This is a genomic window from Paenibacillus sp. JNUCC 35 (assembly GCF_058269095.1).
Window position 1 is genome coordinate 160,839 of the sequence record NZ_CM177771.1, and the last position, 20,801, is coordinate 181,639.

General features: G+C 44.3%; 21 protein-coding genes and 1 pseudogene. 13 read left to right on the forward strand and 9 right to left on the reverse strand.

Annotated elements, in window-relative coordinates:
* Positions 1 to 136: 136 nt before the first annotated feature.
* Entirely contained in the window at positions 137 to 517 is a 381-nt protein-coding gene (locus AC2TF6_RS00800) for a winged helix-turn-helix transcriptional regulator (protein WP_491309557.1), read from the reverse strand.
* 169 nt (positions 518 to 686) lie between these two features.
* Between AC2TF6_RS00800 and AC2TF6_RS00805 the strand changes: the two genes are divergently transcribed.
* Positions 687 to 1,802: a Gfo/Idh/MocA family protein gene (locus AC2TF6_RS00805; RefSeq protein ID WP_491309558.1), complete on the forward strand. Its 1,116-nt coding sequence runs from the start codon at positions 687 to 689 to the stop codon at positions 1,800 to 1,802.
* Positions 1,803 to 1,946: 144 nt separating this feature from the next.
* Here AC2TF6_RS00805 and AC2TF6_RS00810 read toward each other — a convergent pair whose 3' ends face one another.
* Positions 1,947 to 2,480: a GNAT family N-acetyltransferase gene (locus AC2TF6_RS00810; protein ID WP_491309559.1), complete on the reverse strand. Its 534-nt coding sequence runs from the start codon at positions 2,478 to 2,480 to the stop codon at positions 1,947 to 1,949.
* Between the two features lie 140 nt (positions 2,481 to 2,620).
* On the reverse strand, positions 2,621 to 3,190 hold the full coding sequence (locus AC2TF6_RS00815) for a hypothetical protein (protein ID WP_491309560.1): 570 nt from the start codon (positions 3,188 to 3,190) through the stop codon (positions 2,621 to 2,623).
* Between the two features lie 174 nt (positions 3,191 to 3,364).
* Here AC2TF6_RS00815 and AC2TF6_RS00820 point away from each other — a divergent pair, with 174 nt between their 5' ends.
* The gene (locus AC2TF6_RS00820) at positions 3,365 to 3,973 is read left to right on the forward strand and encodes a TetR/AcrR family transcriptional regulator (RefSeq protein ID WP_491309561.1); all 609 of its coding nucleotides are present in this window, start codon (positions 3,365 to 3,367) and stop codon (positions 3,971 to 3,973) included.
* Positions 3,974 to 4,183: 210 nt separating this feature from the next.
* Positions 4,184 to 4,555, forward strand: coding sequence for a winged helix-turn-helix transcriptional regulator (locus tag AC2TF6_RS00825; RefSeq protein WP_454234471.1), 372 nt, complete (start codon positions 4,184 to 4,186; stop codon positions 4,553 to 4,555).
* 67 nt (positions 4,556 to 4,622) lie between these two features.
* Here the strand turns inward: AC2TF6_RS00825 and AC2TF6_RS00830 are convergent, their stop codons facing one another.
* The 4 genes from AC2TF6_RS00830 to AC2TF6_RS00845 form a co-directional block, all read right to left on the reverse strand.
* On the reverse strand, positions 4,623 to 5,693 hold the full coding sequence (locus tag AC2TF6_RS00830) for an SDR family oxidoreductase (RefSeq protein WP_491309562.1): 1,071 nt from the start codon (positions 5,691 to 5,693) through the stop codon (positions 4,623 to 4,625).
* 260 nt (positions 5,694 to 5,953) lie between these two features.
* Positions 5,954 to 6,718 carry an SDR family oxidoreductase gene (locus AC2TF6_RS00835; protein ID WP_491309563.1) on the reverse strand — a complete coding sequence of 255 codons (765 nt, stop codon included), beginning with the start codon at positions 6,716 to 6,718 and terminating at the stop codon, positions 5,954 to 5,956.
* Between the two features lie 123 nt (positions 6,719 to 6,841).
* On the reverse strand, positions 6,842 to 7,663 hold the full coding sequence (locus tag AC2TF6_RS00840; RefSeq protein ID WP_491309564.1) for a MerR family transcriptional regulator: 822 nt from the start codon (positions 7,661 to 7,663) through the stop codon (positions 6,842 to 6,844).
* A 213-nt stretch (positions 7,664 to 7,876) separates the two neighbouring features.
* Complete coding sequence (locus AC2TF6_RS00845) at positions 7,877 to 8,047, reverse strand: hypothetical protein (protein WP_491309565.1); 171 nt, start codon at positions 8,045 to 8,047, stop codon at positions 7,877 to 7,879.
* A gap of 243 nt (positions 8,048 to 8,290) precedes the next feature.
* On the opposite strand from AC2TF6_RS00845, the gene AC2TF6_RS00850 reads away from it, so the two are divergent.
* The 6 genes from AC2TF6_RS00850 to AC2TF6_RS00875 all read left to right on the forward strand — a co-directional run bounded on the left by AC2TF6_RS00850 (position 8,291) and on the right by AC2TF6_RS00875 (position 15,159).
* Positions 8,291 to 9,844: a tetratricopeptide repeat protein gene (locus AC2TF6_RS00850; protein ID WP_491309566.1), complete on the forward strand. Its 1,554-nt coding sequence runs from the start codon at positions 8,291 to 8,293 to the stop codon at positions 9,842 to 9,844.
* Positions 9,845 to 10,142: 298 nt separating this feature from the next.
* Positions 10,143 to 11,675: a hypothetical protein gene (locus AC2TF6_RS00855; protein ID WP_491309567.1), complete on the forward strand. Its 1,533-nt coding sequence runs from the start codon at positions 10,143 to 10,145 to the stop codon at positions 11,673 to 11,675.
* Between the two features lie 23 nt (positions 11,676 to 11,698).
* A complete protein-coding gene (rffA, locus tag AC2TF6_RS00860; RefSeq protein ID WP_491309568.1) occupies positions 11,699 to 12,874 on the forward strand; it encodes a dTDP-4-amino-4,6-dideoxygalactose transaminase in 1,176 nt (391 codons plus the stop codon).
* Positions 12,871 to 13,611, forward strand: a complete 741-nt coding sequence (locus AC2TF6_RS00865; RefSeq protein ID WP_491309569.1) for a GNAT family N-acetyltransferase — start codon at positions 12,871 to 12,873, stop codon at positions 13,609 to 13,611. The genes rffA and AC2TF6_RS00865 overlap by 4 nt, the downstream gene beginning before the upstream one ends.
* 22 nt (positions 13,612 to 13,633) lie before the next feature.
* The gene (locus AC2TF6_RS00870; protein ID WP_491309570.1) at positions 13,634 to 14,398 is read left to right on the forward strand and encodes a glycosyltransferase family 2 protein; all 765 of its coding nucleotides are present in this window, start codon (positions 13,634 to 13,636) and stop codon (positions 14,396 to 14,398) included.
* 143 nt (positions 14,399 to 14,541) lie between these two features.
* A complete protein-coding gene (locus tag AC2TF6_RS00875; protein ID WP_491309571.1) occupies positions 14,542 to 15,159 on the forward strand; it encodes a hypothetical protein in 618 nt (205 codons plus the stop codon).
* A 104-nt stretch (positions 15,160 to 15,263) separates the two neighbouring features.
* Here the strand turns inward: AC2TF6_RS00875 and AC2TF6_RS00880 are convergent, their stop codons facing one another.
* Positions 15,264 to 15,686, reverse strand: coding sequence for a DUF4259 domain-containing protein (locus AC2TF6_RS00880; protein ID WP_491309572.1), 423 nt, complete (start codon positions 15,684 to 15,686; stop codon positions 15,264 to 15,266).
* 589 nt (positions 15,687 to 16,275) lie between these two features.
* Here AC2TF6_RS00880 and AC2TF6_RS00885 point away from each other — a divergent pair.
* The 4 genes from AC2TF6_RS00885 to AC2TF6_RS00900 all read left to right on the forward strand — a co-directional run bounded on the left by AC2TF6_RS00885 (position 16,276) and on the right by AC2TF6_RS00900 (position 20,481).
* Positions 16,276 to 17,763 (forward strand): malate:quinone oxidoreductase, encoded by a 1,488-nt coding sequence (locus tag AC2TF6_RS00885; RefSeq protein WP_491309573.1) that lies wholly within the window; start codon positions 16,276 to 16,278, stop codon positions 17,761 to 17,763.
* A gap of 202 nt (positions 17,764 to 17,965) precedes the next feature.
* Positions 17,966 to 18,712, forward strand: coding sequence for a hypothetical protein (locus AC2TF6_RS00890; RefSeq protein ID WP_491309574.1), 747 nt, complete (start codon positions 17,966 to 17,968; stop codon positions 18,710 to 18,712).
* A gap of 31 nt (positions 18,713 to 18,743) precedes the next feature.
* Positions 18,744 to 19,295 (forward strand): Imm44 family immunity protein, encoded by a 552-nt coding sequence (locus tag AC2TF6_RS00895; protein WP_491309575.1) that lies wholly within the window; start codon positions 18,744 to 18,746, stop codon positions 19,293 to 19,295.
* Between the two features lie 97 nt (positions 19,296 to 19,392).
* Positions 19,393 to 20,481 carry a low temperature requirement protein A gene (locus AC2TF6_RS00900; RefSeq protein ID WP_491309576.1) on the forward strand — a complete coding sequence of 363 codons (1,089 nt, stop codon included), beginning with the start codon at positions 19,393 to 19,395 and terminating at the stop codon, positions 20,479 to 20,481.
* Positions 20,482 to 20,566: 85 nt separating this feature from the next.
* Here the strand turns inward: AC2TF6_RS00900 and AC2TF6_RS00905 are convergent.
* Positions 20,567 to 20,785, reverse strand: a pseudogene (locus tag AC2TF6_RS00905) (MFS transporter); the annotation flags it as partial.
* Positions 20,786 to 20,801 lie beyond the last annotated feature (16 nt).

The following is a 20,801-nucleotide window of genomic DNA, read 5'->3' on the forward strand; positions in this document are numbered from 1 at the left end:
CGTCGCCGGAAAGTATGTTTTTGCGATAGCGAAGAGGTGAGGCTGTCCCCAAGGGGGCGGCCTTTTTGCTTTTTTTCCGTTGAGGCCTTGAATGCCGGTGTCCTTCACTCCAAATGGAGTTCGCCAAGTGTCAAATTCACAATTCGTCACCGCGTGATGTTGTGGTTGTTTGGGGAGGTAGTTCTTTCCTTGAAAGTTCTTGTATATACTTCTCTCCCCAATCGCACATAAAGTTTAGTAGCGGTTTAAGTGACCACCCCAACTCACTAAGTTCATAAACCACCTTCGGAGGTACTTGATTGTACACGGTCCTAATTACTATCCCATTCTCTTCTAATTCTCTAAGCTGTTGAGTTAACATTTTATGAGTAATGGCGGGCATATTCTTGCTAAGTTCGTTCGTTCTTTTAGGTCCATAGGTCAGGTGACAGATAATCAGTGTTTTCCATTTTCCTCCGATTACATCCAGCGTGGCTTCGACAGGAATGTTATAAGTCCGATTTGCAATATCTTTCATAGCATTTTTCCTCTCTTGATTAATATCCGTCTATAGTTATACGTACTTTTTAGTGCGTATCATACTTTTTGGTATCAATATAACAAAAAAGTGTGTACTTCTATATTTTTAATCTATCATCCATAATAACGTTATTACAGTATACAACAAAAACCGGAGGGATTTTCATATGAGATCAGATAAAATAGGAGTCGGTATTATAGGTGCAAGCGGTTGGGGGAAGATGGCACATATCCCTGCTCTTCAAGCACTGTCAGAATTCGAAATTATTGCAGTATGTACCACACGACAACAAAGCGCCGAAGAGATTGCTCAAAGTTTTGGAATAAACCACTTTTATACAAACCCGTATGACTTGGTTGCAAATCCTGATGTCGATTTGGTGGTTATTACCGTCAAAGTACCAGACCATAATGAGTTGGTACGTGCAGCTTTAAATGCCGGGAAACATGTATATTGCGAGTGGCCGCTGGCACTGAATACAGCAGAAGCATCCGATATTTTCCGATTGGCTACAGCAAAAGGCGTTCGTCATATCACAGGTCTGCAGGCTCGTGCCAATCCAGCTATTAATTATGTGAAGGACCTTCTTAGTGAGGATTACCTAGGGAAGGTTTTATCAATAAATGTAAGCTACTCCATGCCAGGATTCCCTACTAAAGGGAGCACGATTGATCAAGCCCATGCTTATCTTCTCGATAAAAAGAATGGAGCTGACCAGTTGACTATTACCACTGGACATCTTTTAGATGGAATCACTTACTTGATGGGCAGCCCCTTTACTAAGATATCAGCCTCATTAGAGACACAATACAAAGAAATAAGTGTTATGGAAACAGGTGAAGTTATTCAAGCTAATGCACCTGATTATGTTGCAATTAATGGGATGCTAAAAAGCGGCGCACTCCTGTCCGGGCAAATTCGTAATTCAAAGATAGCAGGATTATCTATAGAAATAATTGGTACCAAAGGTGAGATCTCTATGAAATCAAAAGACGGGTTAATGTTTCAATGGGATGCGTTCAACTTGCAGGCTGTTCTTGGAGAAAATCAAGCTTTTCAACCTTTAAGTGTTCCGTCACATTATTATCACATCAACCCGCAGGAAGTTAATCCTATATCATATAATATCGCTCAGCTTTATACCCAGTTTGCTAACGACTTACGAAAAAACACGTACACCACTCCTGATTTCCAAACAGGGTGCAGGCTTCATTATTTATTGGATCAAATAATCAAATCCGCCGAAACAGGTACAGTTCAGTATTTGACGGTCGAGGAATAAATCAACCAGATAAGAAATCTATATATTTGATGCGGATAGATGGTCATCAACCATTAGGCACTTTCCTTACTAGGAAAAGTGCCTTTTCTAGTTAGAAGTACTTTAACGAATATAAGGATATTCCGAAATGTTGTTGAAACCCAATTACGCATCTCTGGCAATGATCTCGGAATCTCCGCAGTGCAAGTCGTTTTTTTGATAGAACATGCAGTAAACAGGCAAGTTGTCGAATTTCGTTTCTCTGCTTAAGGCAAACCGGAATCTTCGATACATAGTTACATTTTCTCTATTTTCCGTATCCAACGCGACTCCCAGCGAGTTCTTATCCGCATGTACCGTATTCAATAGATGGTTCAGCAAAGCTTTACCTATTCCCCTGCCCTGATCCTCTGGTTTAACGCCAATCATTATGAGATAGTGATGCGTCCATAAGGGAGCGGCAGCCCTTGTGACTCGCATGTAGGAGTTAAGGAGACGTAACGTTTTTCCTGACATTAGAAAAAACAAAGGAAGCAACCTCCCGATTACCAGCACCCCGCCCTTCATACTCTGAAGCGTGTTTACGTATGGCTTTTCCACGATATATGCGCCGATCAAGCGATCATTTTCAAAAGAGCCCCATACTTCCTCATTGAGCAAAAAACTTTTTTCAAACATAAAGGATATAAAAGCGGTCACCTTACTTCTTGCTTTACTGTCGAGCTCCGAATCACCAAATAACCGCAAAAATAAGGGGTCCCGCGAAAATGCCTTGCTCATCAGCGAAACGAATAGGGGTTTGTCCGACTTTGATAGCTTGCATATTCTAGGCGAAGCATTCATGCTTCTTTACCGGTATTGTGTTTTTCTTCACCATAATGATCAACGGCGAAGCTAAACAATACTTTAAGCATAAACAAGATGCAGGTGATCAGCATGTAGGGCGTTATTTCCGGCAGCATAGGCATGCAGCCCAGGCCTACAGACAAGAGCATGCCCGCTACAAATAATTGCGAATGCTTCCCGATAAGGGCATTTACGATAAATGCTCCGATAATCGTATAAGCCCATACCCCTAGCGAATACCAAATATCGGTCTGGAGAAGAAGAGCAATAAGCACAATATGGAAGTGTATCGCGATGAATACGATCCGATTCGTTTTTCTCGCCGCATAAAAGTTGCTGGTTGAAGGCGTAAAATTTGCTAGGCACCCCGAAAAAATATCAAATATCAACAACAATGCCAGGGCGCTGCGCCACATCGGCAGATGATCGGTCAGTTCGGGAAATACCCAATATAGCGCAGTAGTCAGTATTCCGCCAAAAAGCAGTATCGCCAGAATAAACCCCACAGACTGTTTTTCTCCAAAAACATCATGCAACAAAGAAGGAATTCGTACTTGTTTCATTTCATGACACTCCCATCATCAATTAATGTGCACAGTTATTTAGAGTTTTGTACTGTTTACATGTATTTACTACAAAATCATTATAACTAACCAAATTCGATAATTCAATAGATTTATACTTGTTTTATTGAATTGCTCTAAAACTTAAGTTACACTACATATGAGGTGGAAAAGATGGACGGCTACGAACGACGGAAACAGAAAAAAATGGAGCAAATATTCGGTGTATCGTTTGAATTATTTTCCAAACACGGCTTTCAGAAGGTCAGTGTGAATGAGATTGCGCATAAAGCGAAGGTATCGCCTGCTACCATTTATAACTACTTCGGTACAAAAGAACAGCTCTATGCCGATACGCTGATGAATTGGATGGACAAGCAGTTGGCGCAGTATGAAAACATTCTGGATTCCGGGCTTTCTTTTCCTGAGAAGACTAAGGAAATTATGTTATTGGAGGCCAAAAATTTAACGATTTTAGCGGATGAGTTTCCGAGAGTCCCATCCTCTGAGCTGAGCGGATTGATGCAAATGATGGAAGGCTACAGCGAGCAGAAGGTCGTGTACTTTTTCAGGAAGTTTGTCGCGCTTGGGAAGCAAGAGGGTTATATTCATAAAGATCAAACAGAAGAGATGACCATGCGCTACTTCACGATGTTCAAAAATGAACTGAGTCGGTATTGGGCGGCATCGAATCAAGAAGGCTTAACTCGGAGCATGGATCAATTGATGGAGTTGTTCTTTTATGGGTTAGCAGGACAGCCGGCAAAAGGATGCTTGAAATGAGCGTTTGTGTCGTTACATAAAGCTCGATGAACCGTACCATAATAGCGGTAAAGCAGAAAATTGAAGTTCTAATCGGATCTAGTATAATTAGGGGGATTCATTCCTCGTTAAGAGAATAGCTATCACGGGTTTCTCTTCAGGAAGACCGCTGCGAAAGCAGCGAGGTAAGGAAAGGTTTCAAAGTTATGCGCTGGGAGGCGATCCAAGGCTATGCAGGAACCAGATAAAACCTACAACACTGCGGTGGAAGCCACTCTCGAAGTGATCGGAGGCAAGTGGAAGCCGGTCATTTTGTTTCACCTCACGTTCGGTAAAAAGCGCAATGGCGAGCTGATGCATCTGATGCCTGCGGTAACGCAAAAAGTGCTGACCCAGCAGTTAAAGGAACTGGTGGAGGACGGGATAGTGTCCCGTATTTCTTATAACCAAATGCCGCCGAGAGTCGAGTATGAGTTGACGGACTATGGCTGGGGCCTGAAGGGTATCCTTCATCTCATGTGCAGATGGGGCGATATGCATATTGAAAAGGTGTACGGGGATAGGGGCAGGGTCTTATTCGAACCGCCGCAATCTGACGAGTGAGGTAGATAAGGTAGAAAAAAACCGGTTCCTGGACATGAGGAACCGGTTTTATGCGTTTATCCCTATATTACGGGATTACCTTACGCTTACGGAAGTCTTCAAAGATGTCCATAAACATCTGTTCCGTATCGATGAAGTCATGGAAGCCGAAACGACGCGCTTTGGTGCCGTCGGCAAAAAAGTCATAATCCCAGGAGAATACAAAGTCTCCGAACCGCCAGGAGGAAACGTCTTGGAAGCTGTTTTTCGCCAAATCATATTTCTCCACCATGGTGTTCCACAACGTCTCCTTGTCAGCCATGACCACATCCAAAGACATCGGTAATGGGGGAGCTGTCTCGAGCTCGAAAAATGCCGCAATCTTAGGCCAAAGCTCATTCCAGCGGAACAGGTCTCCGTTCGTGATGTTAAAGGCCTGATTCGCGCAGCGTTCATCTGTTGCCGCCCACACAGTCGCCCGAGCCAGCAAGCCTGCATCGGTCATTTCCAGCAGGCTGTGGTAGGCGCCCGGCTTCCCTGGAAAACGGAGCGGCAGACCGAGCTCTTTAGACATGGAAGCATAAATCGCGATAACCATGGCCAGGTTCATCGGATTGCCCAATGCAAACCCGCAAACGACCGATGGACGAAGGGCCGACCAAGTCCACTTGCTGCCCGGCTGTCGTTGTTCGAGGAATTGCTGTTGGTCAACGTTGAACTCCGGCGGCATATGATGGGCATCCGTTTCCTTCGCAGGTGTCTTGAAGGGACCGAGATGCGCCCCGTATACCTTATAACCTTGCATCAAACTGATATGCTGCAGTTTAGGAGCGATCGGTTCGATCGCATTGACCGTGTTCACGAGCATGGCCAAGTTGGGTGGAACCAGTTCGGCCCAAGTAGGGCGATCTTGATAAGCCGCGTAGAAGATATGAGTGACTTCGGTTAGATTGCCCAGCTTATCTCGGGTATCCTCTTCATTTAGCAGATCAACCGCCACATACCGTACCTGGGGAGTGTCCTCTCCGCCGCGTCGAGAAACTCCAATAATATCCCACTCGGGGAGCGTCATCAAATGCTGGATGAGGTTCCCTCCGATTACTCCGTTAGCTCCAATGACAAGAGCAGTTTTACGTGATGAGGTTTCTTCTGGTTTCATAGTGCTCTCCTCCTTCTTATAGGGACTATTATGTGCGGGAAGCAGGAATTTGAAAAGTACGCACTTTGGACTCACCTAAGCACTTGAAAGTAACGTAAGGGTCCGGAAGCCAATGAAAGCACTCAGGTCACGACTGGGCAGGGCGAAAATCTGTGCCGTACAGAATGAACCGTATCATGATCATAAGCAACGACAAGTTTTACTACGACTAAACATAAAAACAGCTCCTCCATCTTGCTTGGAAGAGCTGTTGATTGCACTTATAAATGCGACCCGCCGGTGGCATCGACCATCTGTCCGGTAACCCAACGGGCGTCCGGTGAAGAGAGGAAAGCCACGATGTCCGCAATATCCGAAGGCTCGCCGACTCTGCCGAGGGCAGACATTTCGGCCGCATGTTGCTGGCCTTCCGGTGTATGCAGCCATTCGGCATTCACGTCCGTATCGACGATGCCAGGGAGCACGGCATTAACGGTAATCCCACGAGGCCCTAATAGCTTCGCAAGATGCAGGGTAAACGTGTTTATGGCACCTTTCGTCAAGTTGTACGCCATAATATGAGGATATGCAATTCGCGTAACGCCTGAAGAGGTATTGATAATTCGCCCTCCGTCACGCAGAAGCTGCAAGGACTGCTGGACGAGGAAAAACGGCGCTTTTACATTCACGGCAAATATCGCGTCGAAATCCTCCTCTGTGGTTTCCTCCAATGTTTTGGAAGTTCCTATGCCGGCGTTATTAACGAGGATATCGATCCGGTTCTGACCTGTTAGGCTAACGAGCGTTTGCTCCATGGTTTGAACCAAATCCGTTACCCCGGCAACGGTTTCGAGATTTGCTCCTATGGCCAAAGCCCTTCCGCCTTGGGCTTCAATGGCCCGGACAACTTCCTCTCCCGCAGCACGGCGGCTGCCATAATGAACGATAACCAGAGCACCCTCTTGCGCCAGTCGCAGCGAAATTGCTTTTCCGATACCGCGGCTTCCACCTGTGACTAATGCAATTTTTCCTTCCAATCGTTTCATAGTTCTCACTCCTTTATGATGTGTAGTGCTACTGTACACCTTCCCGTAAAGGGGAGAGTCAAGACGAGATAAACTTATATTTTCAGAAAAAAAGAACCCCCAAGGAGGTGCGGAGATACAAAATTATCCAAGATCAAGGGGAATGAGCAATTCAGCCAATCGCATTTTTCCGTAAATATCTTTGTCCGAAGTTAAATAGGTTTCACGGATCGGTTCTTTAGAGGATCGGACATAGCCTTGAGATGAGATCCACGAAACTAACTGATCAGCGGCAAGGCAAGAGTTGTCGTAAGGATTGCAGAGGTGCACAAGGGAAGCGGCCGCTTTTAACCCGGGCATAAGGCGGACGTTCACTCTTCCGTTGCTTGGAATAGCCTTTGTTAACGGTAATGCCACCTCAAGATCGGCTTGTTCCGTATCTGAGTTGTCAGGGTCGTGCCATAAAATCGTCAAATCTCGTCCTTCGTCCTCCCCATAGGAATTGACGTACCGGGTGAGCTCGTCAAGCAGAAGGCATAGGTGCGTACGTGGAACAATATCACGAATAGAAGCCATAAGTTGAGGTTGTACGTTACGAACGGTTATCGGCGTTTCCTGTTGGCGGTTATCCGCTTCTTCGACACGGGTAATCCTGTTATTGATTTCGTTCAACTGCTGCTGTGCTTCCAGGATGGAACGCTCAAGTTCTTTCTTTTTATCAACTAACTTTAGTTTTACGTCGGGTATTGCGTCCTCATCCAGGAAGTGTTTAATTTGATCCAGCGTGAATCCGTGTTCTTTAAAGGCGGTAATGCGCTTAACGGTTAGAAGCTGCTTTTGAGTATAGTACCGATAGCCGTTAGCAGGGTCTATGGCAGCCGGCTCAAGCAGTTTTAAACTATTGTAAAATCTTAATGCTTTGACAGAAACACCGCTCAACTTGGAAAAATCACTGATCTTTAGCATTCTATAATGGCCTCCTTTCTTATCATCAAATGTTCTATAGGGTATTCGGATTATCGTGCAGAAAATCAGTAAGGCTAAGCCAGTCTCTCGCCGTTGACTTTGACGCCATCCAGTATCGTATTTCCCCAAACTGGAAGCAAGTCGGTCTCTCCCGTAAAACGGCTTCCGGCTAACGAGCCGTTATGAAAAACAGCCCCTTCAAAGCTGCATTCCTCAAACCGGCAATACATAAACATAGCCGGCAGCTGTCTGCCCGAAAGGGGAGGAAGGGAAGAGGCGTTCTTTTTTATGCAGGTTTGATTTGCCTGTAACAGCGGCCAATGCCCGGTTCGCTTCAGCGATCTGATCGTCGTTCCATCTTGCAATGAATTGCTTTTCGCTCAAAATGACAACCTCCTCATTTCACCGGTGAAGTGCGGCTTCGTAAGAATCTCTTTTTTATAAGTTCAGTTAATAGTAACATAAGGAGAAGACGTGAGAACATGTGGGGAAAATAAAGGATTTTGATCACTAGTATTGCATAGGGCAGCCGTTCTAACAGAAGAGCAATGCGTATAAAAAAGGGACTTATTGAAGTAAGTTATAGGTAGAGATAATAAATGACTTTCAGAGAGCAGGATCGATTAAATGACAAAGAATAAACAGCGTTACCGCTTCAGTGAAGCGCCTATATGGAATATCCAGCGAAAATATTATGAAGAAGCAGGCACGAAGGCTTGGAACAATGACCAAGTCCCTCAATATATAACGAGCAATCCGATGATCGCCGCTGCCTATGCGGAAATGATTTTCGGGTTTCTTCAAGACCGGGCGAATAAGGAATCTGATTCCGAGCCTGTTTTGATTGCGGAGCTTGGAGCTGGAGCGGGACGTTTTGCTTACCATGTGCTGCATGAGTTGTGTCACTTGAGAGACTACGCGGGGATATCGCTTCCCCCGTTCCGCTATATCATGACGGATTTGGCGATGAACAACGTTATGGCTTGGAAGGAACATCCGGCTCTACAATCTTTTATTACCGAGGGATTACTGGATTTTGCGCAATTTGATGCTGTCCATGATACGGTACTGAACCTCGTTGTATCAGGCACAACCATTAGCGAAGGAGCTTTAAAACAACCGGTAATCATTGTGGCCAATTACTTTTTCGATGGCATTCCACAAGAGTTGATTTATGTGAGTGAGGGGCAAATTTATGAAGCGGATGTTGACGTCGAATATCCCGAACATCAGGATTCCCTTAAACCATCGGAGTGGTTAGATCAAATCACTTTACACTATGAGCATCGACGGGCGCCTGAGTACGAACAAGATACCTATCCTTACCGTGATGTCATTTCCATTTACCAGGAACAGCTGGAAGACTCGCATATTTTATTTCCTGCCGCGGGAATAACTTGTTTACAACGTTTGAATTCGTTATCTCAGAAGGGGTTCCTGCTCATAACAGCAGACAAAGGAGATCACTTACTGGAAAATTGGAAATTCGCGGAACCGCCGGAGTTGGTCTTACATGGAAGTTTTTCTTTAACGGCCAACTACCATGCGCTTCTACATTTCTTCGAACAAAGAGGAGCCGAGGCGTTATTTCCCCCCCACCATTATAAAAATATAAATGTCGGCTGTATCCTCCATTTGGACAAACCAATAGACTACCCCAATATGAGATTGGCTTATCGTCGCTGCATCGAACGCTTTGGTCCGGATGAATTTTTTAGTATGAAGGGGTGGGTAGATCGCAATCTGGACAGCATGCGGCTGGAGCAAATCTTAAGCTTTTGGCGTTTGGGCGGATATGATGCGGAATTTTTCATTCAGAGCACGAAGCAGATCTCCAGTCTGTTACAGGATGCAAGCGATGAAGAAAAGCAGGATTTGTTGAGAGGCATAGAGCTGATGTGGTCCTCCTACTACGTCATGGAGCAGCGTTACGATCTGGCGCTCGATGCCGGATTGATCCTGTTTGAGATGGACATGTACGAGCACTCCAAACGGTATTTGGAAATTTCGGTACAGGAAGAGCAAGACGAGGTCGTATCAACCGTGTTTTACTGTCTAGCCATTTGTTGTTTCGAGCTAGAGTTAGTTGAAGATGCCTTGAGGTACATGCGAAACTTATTAGAACTTGAGCCTGACCATGAAGAGGCATTGGCGTTGATCAGCCATTTTGATAGCCGTTGAATTTTGCGCAATCGAGACGGAGCGGCCTTGTTGATCGGCAGTAACGGTACTGCTGAAAGTGTTGGCGCAAAAGAACAAGTAAAAAAGAACACATAGACAAGGCTGCTTTGAGTTCATGCTCGAAGCAGCCTTGCTGTTATCATGCGAAGATTTCCATTCTAGGAAGATTGGTGAGAGGTGAGACATGTCGGCTATTGATAATGCGGGTAATCGACAATTTTCTTTACAAATAATATTGTTTTGAGATTAAAATAGGTTTAGAGAAGCATTGCAATTTTAATAAAGAGGATGTGCAGATATGAAAAGTATTCCCGATTGGTTAGGTGCGGCAATGCTCTCATTTTTATTGCTTGGCATCGCGTTTGTTATACAGGGCAATATTGGCATTAATCTAGCGGATGAAGGTTATCTTTGGTATGGTGCCATCCAAACTTCTAATGGAGAAGTCCCGTTCTTGGATTTTCAGTCCTATGATCCAGGAAGATATTATTGGGTAGCCTTCTGGTTTAAGATATTCGGCAATACCGATTTACTCACGCTTAGAATTGCCGTGCTGTTATTTCAAATGCTCGGACTGACTTGTGCTTTGCTTGTTGTAAGGCGTGTGACAAAATCCTGGGGCTACTTATTGGTTATAGGGGTTTTCCTCATGTTATGGGTGTTCCCGAGGCACAAAATGTTTGATATCAGCATCTGTATGATCGCCGTGTATATGGTTAGTCTCCTTTTGGAAAAGCCTAGACCTTCGCAATATTTATATAGTGGAATTACGATAGGTCTTGCCGCTTTTTTTGGCAGTAACCATGGCCTATACATACTTGTCTCCTTTGCCCTTGCGTGTTTGTATATCTTTTTCAAACTGGACAGAACGAATGCCATTAAAAAAATTTGCGTCTTGGTACTCGGCATTTTCATCGGGTATTCCCCTATGCTGCTTATGTTTATTTTTATTCCTGGATTTTTTAATAGTTTTATTGGTATGATCTTCTGGCTGTTCCGGTTAGGGAACACCAATATTCCTCTTCCGATTCCATGGCCGTGGAGAGTTAACTTTACGCATCTGCAAGTTATGGACATCATCAGCGAGCTTATCGTAGGGTGCCTGTTTCTTCTATTACTCCTTTTTCCCGCAGGATGGCTTATCCATCGTTTTGTTTCAAAAAAAACGAACCTATTTCTTGCCGCCGCGGTATTCGTAGGCATTCCTTATGCATATGTTGCCTTTTCACGCGCAGATATAGGGCACTTAGCCCAAGGTATTCCCCCGTTGTTACTGGGAATTTGTTTTTGGGCTTTAGAATACTTCAAGCTCAGCAGAGCTAAACTCATCGCTTTTATGACCGCTATGTTGATTGTCTCGTGCCTGTCCGTTGGCAGATTTCAACCGTTTTATCAACAAATAAAGGCAGCCCCGAATCCTTATGAGAAGCTTACCCTATCGAATAATGATGTATGGATTGATGCCTCTAGCGCCCATTTTATTCGGACAATAGAAGATATCAAACATCAATATCTCAAGCAGGGTGAAAATCTCTTTATTGCTCCGCATACTCCTGCATTGTACCCCATACTGAATCTTAAGTCCCCATTATGGGATATTTATTTGCTGTTCCCTGAAACCGAAGATAAGCAGCGCAAACAGATTGAAGAGTTAAAGGAGAAAAACGCAGCCTTGGTTATTCTCGGGGATATTGCTCTGGATGGAAGGGACGACATGCGTTTCCGAAATACTCACCCCATCCTGTGGCAATACCTGATTAGCCATTATAAACCAATATCCGCTGAAGAGATGCCGCCGAATTATACCGCAATGCGCCGTTTAGATAGATAATGAGATGAACGGAGATACATTTAATGATCCCATTTAACAAACCCTTAATCACAGGACAAGAAGATTCATACATCCGTAAAGCGATAGAATCAGGGAAATTTGCAGGAGATGGACCTTTGACCCGACAATGCAGTAAGTGGTTAGAAGATACTTTAGCCTGCGACAGGGCGCTTCTCACCACATCTTGCACGCACGCGCTTGAGATGGCGGCCATGTTGTTGGATATTGCCGAAGGTGATGAAATTATTGTTCCATCCTTTACGTTTGTCTCCACCACCAATGCTTTTGTCCTTCGAGGAGCCAAACTGGTATTCGTAGATATTAGACCGGATACATTGAATATGAATGAGCAGTTGATTGAGAAAGCCATTACCGATAAAACCAAGGCGATTGTCCCTGTCCATTATGCCGGCGTATCCTGTGAAATGGACACAATCATGAAGCTTGCAAATCAATACAATCTTGTTGTTATAGAAGATGCAGCCCATGCATTAATGAGCCGTTATCGAGGCAAATACTTGGGTACGATCGGTCATTTAGGTTGTTTCAGTTTTCATGAATCGAAAAATTACCAGTGCGGAGAAGGTGGAGCACTGATTATAAATGATAAAAGATTTATGGAAAGAGCAGAGGTAATCAGGGAGAAAGGAACAAACCGAACCCAATATTTGCAAGGAGAAATAGATAAATACACGTGGGTCGATATCGGTTCCTCGTACTTACTAAGTGAATTAAATGCCGCGTTTTTGTTTCCTCAACTGTTATTGGCCGATCATATAAATGCAGACCGATCTAGAAGTTGGCAAACCTATTACGATGCATTAGAAGAGCTAGTGGTTGACGACAAACTTATGCTGCCGGTTACTCCTAGGGGCGTTAAGCATAACAGCCATATCTTTTATGTGAAAGTCAGCAATCAAGTAGTTAGAAACGAATTAATGACCTATCTCAAACATAATGGGGTTTCTACCGCTTCCCACTACATTCCTCTGCATAGTTCCGACATGGGGAAAAGGTACGGATTCTTTCATGGAGAGGATATTCATACGACCAGCGAAAGCGAAAAAATATTGAGGTTGCCTATGTTTTACGGTTTGAAACAAGAAGATATTCATTATACGGTGAGTTTAATTAAACAATACTTTAAAGTACCAGGAGAAGCGCGAATAGAAAATAAAGGTCAAGGAGTCATGCGATGAGAAAGATAGACGCCTATTGGGAAAAGCGGAATTTCGATAAAAAGGTATTGGAAATTGAATGGGATGCAAACGATTCAACCGATCGTCTGGCTGAACTCGACGAGGATGAATATTCAAACTATGAGTACATTGTCGCAAAAGTGCCCAAGCGCAGAATGGACCTCGTACATGGCCTTGAGGAAGCCGGGTTTCGCTTTATGGAAACTCAAATGGAAATGACCATGAATTTAACGAAGCTCTCAGAACCATCCCGATTCACGAAAGCGATTTCCAATCACATTCAATTTCAAACGGTAGATACAATAGAACGTTTGGAAGAGCTGCTATCGCGTATCGATGAAGATCTTTTTGTAACCGACAGAGTGTCGCTTGATCCTGTATTAGGTATTAATTTGGCGCACAAACGTTATGTTAATTGGATCAGGGATGGATTTCTCGGTGGAGATGCTTTAATTATCGAAGCGATATTAAAATCAAAAAAGATAGGGTTTTTTTATTTTACTAATAGAAATGATAAAACCATCCACGCGGTATTAGTTAGCGTGTACAATAACTCCAGAAGAAGAGGTGTTGGGTTAAGTTTCTTGGAGGAAATTCGTAGCTGGCTGGCTGAGGCAGGGTATACTAAAGCTATGACAAGGGTTTCATCTAACAACATTGAAGCGCTAAGAGCTAATTTATTTGTCGGTTTTGAGATCAAGGAGATCTATTATATATTAAGAAAAGTAACAAATTAGATACGTGGGAAATAGATCAAAAATGGACCCTATCGAATTATCTGTAGTTATCCCCGTTTATAATTCAGAAGATACAATCGGGATTGTAGTGGAATCGATTCTTTGCTTATACAATGCTTTATTTTCATTAGAGATCATTCTTGTTAACGATGGGAGCAAAGATGCCAGTCATCAAGAATGCGAGAACCTAAGTGATCAGTATGCGAATGTTGTTGTTATTCATCAGGAGACAAACGGCGGCCAACAGCTTGCACTGATGACGGGACTTAGACGTTGCCAGGGGAACCTTGTGGTTCTAATGGACGACGATATGCAAAATCCACCGAGCGAAGTCATCAAGCTAATCCATAAGATTAACGAGGGTTACGATGTTGTAATTGGCCAAAGGAAGGTCTATAATCAATCTTTGCTTCGAAAACTTGTATCCAATCTGAACCAATTTTTTGTGTTCATGAGTACGAAACGGAGGATTTCGTTCACTAACTTCTTAATCATGAGAAGAGCTATCGTTACGATGATTATTAAGGATGAATCGCCTAAACCTGTTATTCAGGGGCTAATACTAAGAAGTACAACTAATATTGCAAACACATTAACGGAACACCATCAGAGGAAGAACGGAAAATCGAATTATAATCTAATAAAACTATTTAAACATTGGTTAACTATAGTACGTTATTACATGCCCCCGTTTGTGAAGTACTTCCTTTTCATGTTGATAGTCATTGTGGTCTTAGGGGTAGCAACTGGCGTATATTTCACAATAAATAATTATTTTAAGAATTAATTTCGTTCTACAATTTGCGAGCAGCGAAACCGCTTTGGTTTGCTTTCCGATTCGCTCGCTGCCGGTGCTGTCGAATGTAAGAGTTCAATGAATGTTATTTATTAGGGGCCAGTATCCTGAGTCTATATTTGGCGGTGAGATAAATGGATCGATTGAAGCACAGCGGATTTTATAAGCTAAAATTCTTTGTAACACCAGAGGAATTTAAGGGCGTCTTGGAACTCTTTGAGCCAAAACATGCACAATTCCATCTTACTAATCATGCCCGGACAAAACATGATCAACATCAAGTGGTTGAGGCTTACAAAACGTTTTATCAGTATTTTACAGCACAAGAAAAGCCGAATTACTCCCCTTTCTTCGTATACTCTATTTCTTTTGCCGCGGGCAATGAAAGCTCCGGATTCTTTGCAAGAAATGAAGGGATCAGCTTTCCCTATCACGGACAGTGGGCAGAAGATGAATTACCGTATGTCATGCTGTCCCTTCCCAAAGGCTTTCAAATTAATTTAGAGGATGAAAAAGGAGAATATTATATATACGAGGATATCCGGGAACATCAGCCGTTAACTTATGCGTTTTTTGATGAAATAGCGAACGGTATGAAAAAAATCACAAAGCCGCTTCGTTTCTCGGCCTACGCGGCAGATGCTTTGCAAGAGCAGAAACCGTCTGTTCGTATAAGCACAAATGCGGCGAATGATATGACGAACTCTTGGATTTTCAAGAAATATAAACTCGTTATGAAGGGCAAGCAATAGACATCTTCTACAAAAGCCTTTCTAAAAAAGCCGCGTTACGCGGCTTTGAATAAGATGCCGTCGGCCGTTTTAAGCGGCGGCATCCGGCGTTTATTTTCCGGCGTCTATAGCCGCTCCGACAGAATCCGAACCACATTTTCCATATGTTTAGTCCAGTCCGAATCTCCATCCCTCAGTTCATACAGCTCGCGATCTCCGCCTTTATTATCGAGCACCTGCTGAACCAATTGCTTCAACTCGCGCAGATCCTCTGTCTCCCAGACAATTTCCTTTAAACCACTTAAGTTCTCGTACTTTGTTTTGCCGTTTTCGATGTAGGCGCATACAATTTCAGCCAGAGCAATGGCTGTGTTATCGTAAAGGAAATCCTCCTCTTCCGGATCCTTCGAAAGTAATCCGATCTCCCTGAAATGAGTGATTAGATCCTTCAACTTGACCGATTTGCGGTCCGCCGTATATTCGGTTAACGCATGAAGAACGTCCAATCCTTCGTCACTTTCCAGTGATGTTATTCCCCAAGCTCCCATCGTATTTCTCACCTTTCATTGTGTATTTCTGCATGCAATCCCTTGCTTAACGGAGATATACCTACTGCCTCGAATTTTTGCTCATTGTCTATCGTCATATCCCTTATTCAGAAATGGAAAAATGACCCTGTATAGTAAGATTAATTTAATCAAGAAAATAAGTCTATATTTTTGCCCTAAAACTTGCCGTTACAGACAACGCGCAGAGCCTTATCACAAGGTGACGCAAATTTTCCGTCCAGGATATAGGTACCTCCTTTTTGCGGTACTTTTACCTTCTCTTTGGTATTCTAAAGTTAAGATTCTGCGCTGCTAGACTACAGCGGAAACTAGAAGTACTCACAAAAAACAGCAACCAAACTCCTTAATTCTGCATAAACTGAGTTAAGGACTTGGTTTTTTTTGTTTTTATGGCTTTTGGAAGTACTTAATGGTAGATATTTTAGTGTAAAAATAATTATAATAGAGTAGATAGGGTTATAGTGGAGACAGAATCGGTTTGTTCTTAGGTGAGGCCTTGCTTTTTTTTACTATTTAAGCAGGCGTGCCTGCTCTTTTTTTATAAATATAGAGGATAAGGAAGGTTATCATGAAAACAGACGTTATCTTAATCGGTGCCGGGGTCATGAGCGCGACTCTGGGATCGTTATTGAAAGAGCTAGTGCCGGAATGGGAAATCAAAGTGTTCGAAAAACTCGCAAAGGCAGGAGAAGAAAGCTCTAACGAATGGAACAATGCGGGTACGGGGCATTCCGCCTTGTGCGAGCTTAACTATACTTCCGAAAAACCGGACGGGTCTGTAGATATCAGCAAAGCGATACAAATTAACGAACAGTTTCAGCTTTCCAGACAGTTCTGGTCTTATCTTGTAAACAGCCAGCTGATTCGCAATCCGCAGGACTTTATTATGCCGATCCCTCATATGAGTATGGTGCAGGGGCAAGAAAATGTAACGTTTTTGAAAAAGCGGTTTGAAGCGATGTCTAATAACCCTTTGTTCCAAGGGATGGAATTTTCCGATGAGCCTGAGAAATTGAAGGAATGGATTCCGCTTATCATGGAAGGCCGTACATCGAGTGAACCGATCGCGGCTACAAAAATCGACTCTGGGACGGACGTCAACTTTGGCGCTTTAACGCGTATGCTTTTTGACTACCTGCAGACCCAGAACGTGGAGATGCATTACAAACATAGCGTGGATGCTATTAAACGTGCCGCCGACGGATCGTGGGAATTGAAGGTGCGCAACCTCGATAACGGCAGCGTCGAACGCCATACGGCGAAATTCGTCTTTATCGGCGGCGGCGGCGGAAGCCTGCATTTGCTGCAAAAGTCCGGTATTCCCGAAGGAAAGCATATTGGCGGATTCCCGGTAAGCGGGCTCTTTATGGTATGCAACAATCCGGAAGTTATCGAACAGCACCATGCCAAAGTATACGGCAAAGCCAAAGTCGGAGCTCCGCCTATGTCGGTTCCGCATCTGGATACACGCTATATCGACAACAAAAAATCGCTGCTGTTCGGGCCTTTTGCCGGCTTCTCGCCTAAGTTTTTAAAAACGGGTTCCATGTTTGATTTAATCACGTCGGTGAAACCGGATAATGTCTTGACGATGTTAGCGGCCGGCGTCAAAGAGATGTCCTTGACTAAATACCTGATCCAGCAGGTACTGTTATCGAATGAAAAGCGCGTGGAAGAATTGCGCGAGTTTATCCCGAACGCCAAAGGCGAAGACTGGGATATCGTCGTAGCGGGCCAGCGTGTGCAGGTGATCAAGGATACGGAAGCCGGCGGCAAAGGCACCCTTCAATTCGGTACGGAAGTTATTACGGCCGCTGACGGCTCGATTGCCGCGCTGCTCGGCGCTTCTCCGGGGGCTTCTACTGCCGTTCACGTGATGCTGGAGATCTTGGCAAGATGCTTCCCGCAGCATATGAAAGAGTGGGAACCGAAAATCAAAGAAATGATTCCTTCTTACGGTGTGTCACTCTTGAACAATCCCGAGCTTTTCCAAGAAATTCTCACGTCAACGGCTCAGACGCTAGGTCTGGTCGAAAAAGAACTGGTTTATAGCTGATTACCTATAAGGAACCTTTGATCCGTCCTTGGATCGAAGGTTTTTTTTGCATTTGCGGCAGGAGAAATAGGAATCGGATGGACTCGCCTTTTCAAGTCGTATACGTAAGGGGAGGTGGTAGAAGCAATTCCCATATGTAGTATAATGGAGCCAGACTGCATTGAATCTAAGTTGAAAAGTTGTGACACAGGGGGGAAGATGCATGTATCTGGTATCTCGGCCAAAGCCGCTGTCTGACGGCATCAATCAAGCGTTTGCAAAAGAAGAGGCCGTTTCTTTTCCACCGGGCTATCTCCGGTTTTTGCGGTCCTTCGGCGAAGGGACCTATAGCGGATGGATGAATGTGCAGCTGCCGGACCCGGAGGTGCTTAAGCCTTTTGCCGAGTACGGGTTATGGGAGCATGACGCGGACAGCCCGATTACCGAGCGGCAGATCGGAGAGTGTGTCGCTATAGGCACGACGGTGGACGGCGATTTTCTGGCGGTGCATCCCCGGACGGCTCAGCTGCTCTGGCTGCCGCGGCATGGGGAACAAGTGACGGCGATTCCCCTCCAGGCACGGGAGCGGGAAGATGAAGCGACGTACGCTTCGGTGCTGGACGAAATCTATCGTGAGGTGTACGGATGCGGCCGGGAGGGAGCCGTTTATTACGAACCGTGGACGGGGTCCCGGGACCATCTCTTTTTGCGGCTGCTGCCGGGACAGGATCAGCTTTCGCTGCCGGAACTGGCCGGAATGTGCCGAGCGGCTTTTTCGCCGGATCTGTCGCTTGAAACCGACTATTCTTGTTACCTCTTCTATCAGACACTGGGCGGTTATGTGAGATTTAATTATGCCAACAAGCAAGAGGTGGCCGTCATGTATGAACAGGACGCAATACAGGCGTTCGCCGCTATAAAGCAGTGGCTCGTGTCAAAAGGATGCGAACCGTATCCGGAGAATAAATAAAACTTGCAAACGGCAGCAAGAGGAGGTCTCCATGGAACTATCCTTTTATTTAGATACACATGGAACGTGTGTGAGTCAATTGAGAGATGAACTGTTGCCGTTAGAAGAAGCGGCGAAAACATGGGAATTTCCGTATGCCATCGTTGTTGTATTTCGTGTTTTACCCGAAAGCTATGAACGAAGGACATTCAGACGTTTTGACAGCGGAGACAACTTGCTGGGATTAGATATCAGCCTAATTTATGAGCAGTATCTGCGAATGTCTAAAAACGAACAGCGTGAGGCTTTGGGTATTTATTTCTATAACTATTTGTCGGAGTCTGTTGCTAAATACAAGAAGCACGCGGATAAGGACACTCAGAATCGCTTCTTGGCCCAGGTGAAGAGTTGGATGCTGGAGAACAACTGGCTACATGGAAAAATAAATAAAGCGCGGGAGCTTCTTGCACAGGACAGGGGACTTTATGAAGTCAGCCAAGAATTGAAAATGCCCTTAGAAGAAATTGAGTATATCTTGCTGCGTATGAATGACTACGAGCCTGCAGACGTTCACCCGGACAACAGGAACATCATGGCTGAATAGAGTGACAGCCGACTTTGGAGAATCTGTATCGGGAAATCGACGCCTTCACTTAGCTTAATTTTAGACTACGCACGTCAATAGGGGGATTCAAAAAGGTATGGTTGAGAAAAAAGTCACCTGGTTGGAGCTTTTTTATGATCTTCTTTTTGTCGCGGCAGTCTCAAAAGCAACTCATGTCTTACTGCATGCAGATCACGGAGTCATTCCCATTGAGTATTTAGTTAAATTTGTACTGATTTTTATCCCGATCTGGTGGGGGTGGGTAGGACAAACCCTCTTTGTAAACAGATTCGGTCAAGACATCTTTATACACAGAATATTAAGCATTCTGCAGCTCTTTTTTATTTTAATTATGACAGCGAGCTTATCTCCTGATTTTGATCAATACTATATTCCCTTCTTTATAGGATATATAGGTTCGAGAGTACTGACCGCCATTCAATATCTGTTGGTGCATAGGTCCAAAGCCGCTCATCAACAATCGACGGCTTCTTATTTGGGGACCCACTTTTTGATCGGAATATTGATATCCGCTTGTTCGCTTTTCTTTGACTCATGGATCCGGTATGCCGTTTTGTATATGGGAATTGCCGTCGATATTGTACTTCCCCTAATCGGGCGAAAACACCTGGTAAAAACACCTATACATACCCCTCACTTATTTGAACGTTTTGCCTTATTTACGCTCATCCTTTTGGGCGAATCCGTGGTCAGTATTCTAGCCGTGCTGCAGTTCAACAGCTGGGATCTGTCATCCGTTTTGTTTGTCGCGTTTACAAGCGCGTTAGTGATTTCCATATGGTGGCAGTACTTTGATAATGTTGAAACCAAAGTGAGTAAGGAAATACAAACGGCCGGCCAAACGATTATTTATGGACACTTATTCATTTACTTATCCATGAGCATGATCGCCGCTGCTATTCAGTTGTTGTATCAAGAGAAGCTAAATTATTCTTTCATGTTGGTTTTTGTATTCGGGTCCGTTCTTCTTTATTTTTTCTCCACCTCTTTGGTTTTCCACCTGTACAGACCCAAACATCTGCGTTTGAGGCCCAATCATTTGGCCGTATTATTGGGAATATTGGGCTGCTGTATGGCATTTGACTTGATTTATCATGTACCTAATTATGCGATCGTCGGGGAGATTATGGTCTTCTTTATCGCGTATGCGAAACTGACAACTTGATTTATGGAACTATCAGGAATCCCTCAAAAAGGTAAACCATCCCGGAATAGTTAAATTCGCGGGATGGTTTTTTTTACAGCGGAGGTCAACTTTCTTGCGCGTTGCATCGCCTTACCGTGGCAAAATAAAGCAGGGCAGCGACGGGGAAAGCTATTCCAATCCATAACGCGGCACTCCAGCCCCCCGTGGCGTATATCCATCCCCCGATTGCGGATCCGATGGCACCGCCAAAAAAGAAAATAGCCATAAAAAGCCCATTCAGACGACTGCGAATTTCCGGACTCAGTGAGAAGAGCGTGCGTTGCTCCTTGGACCGAATA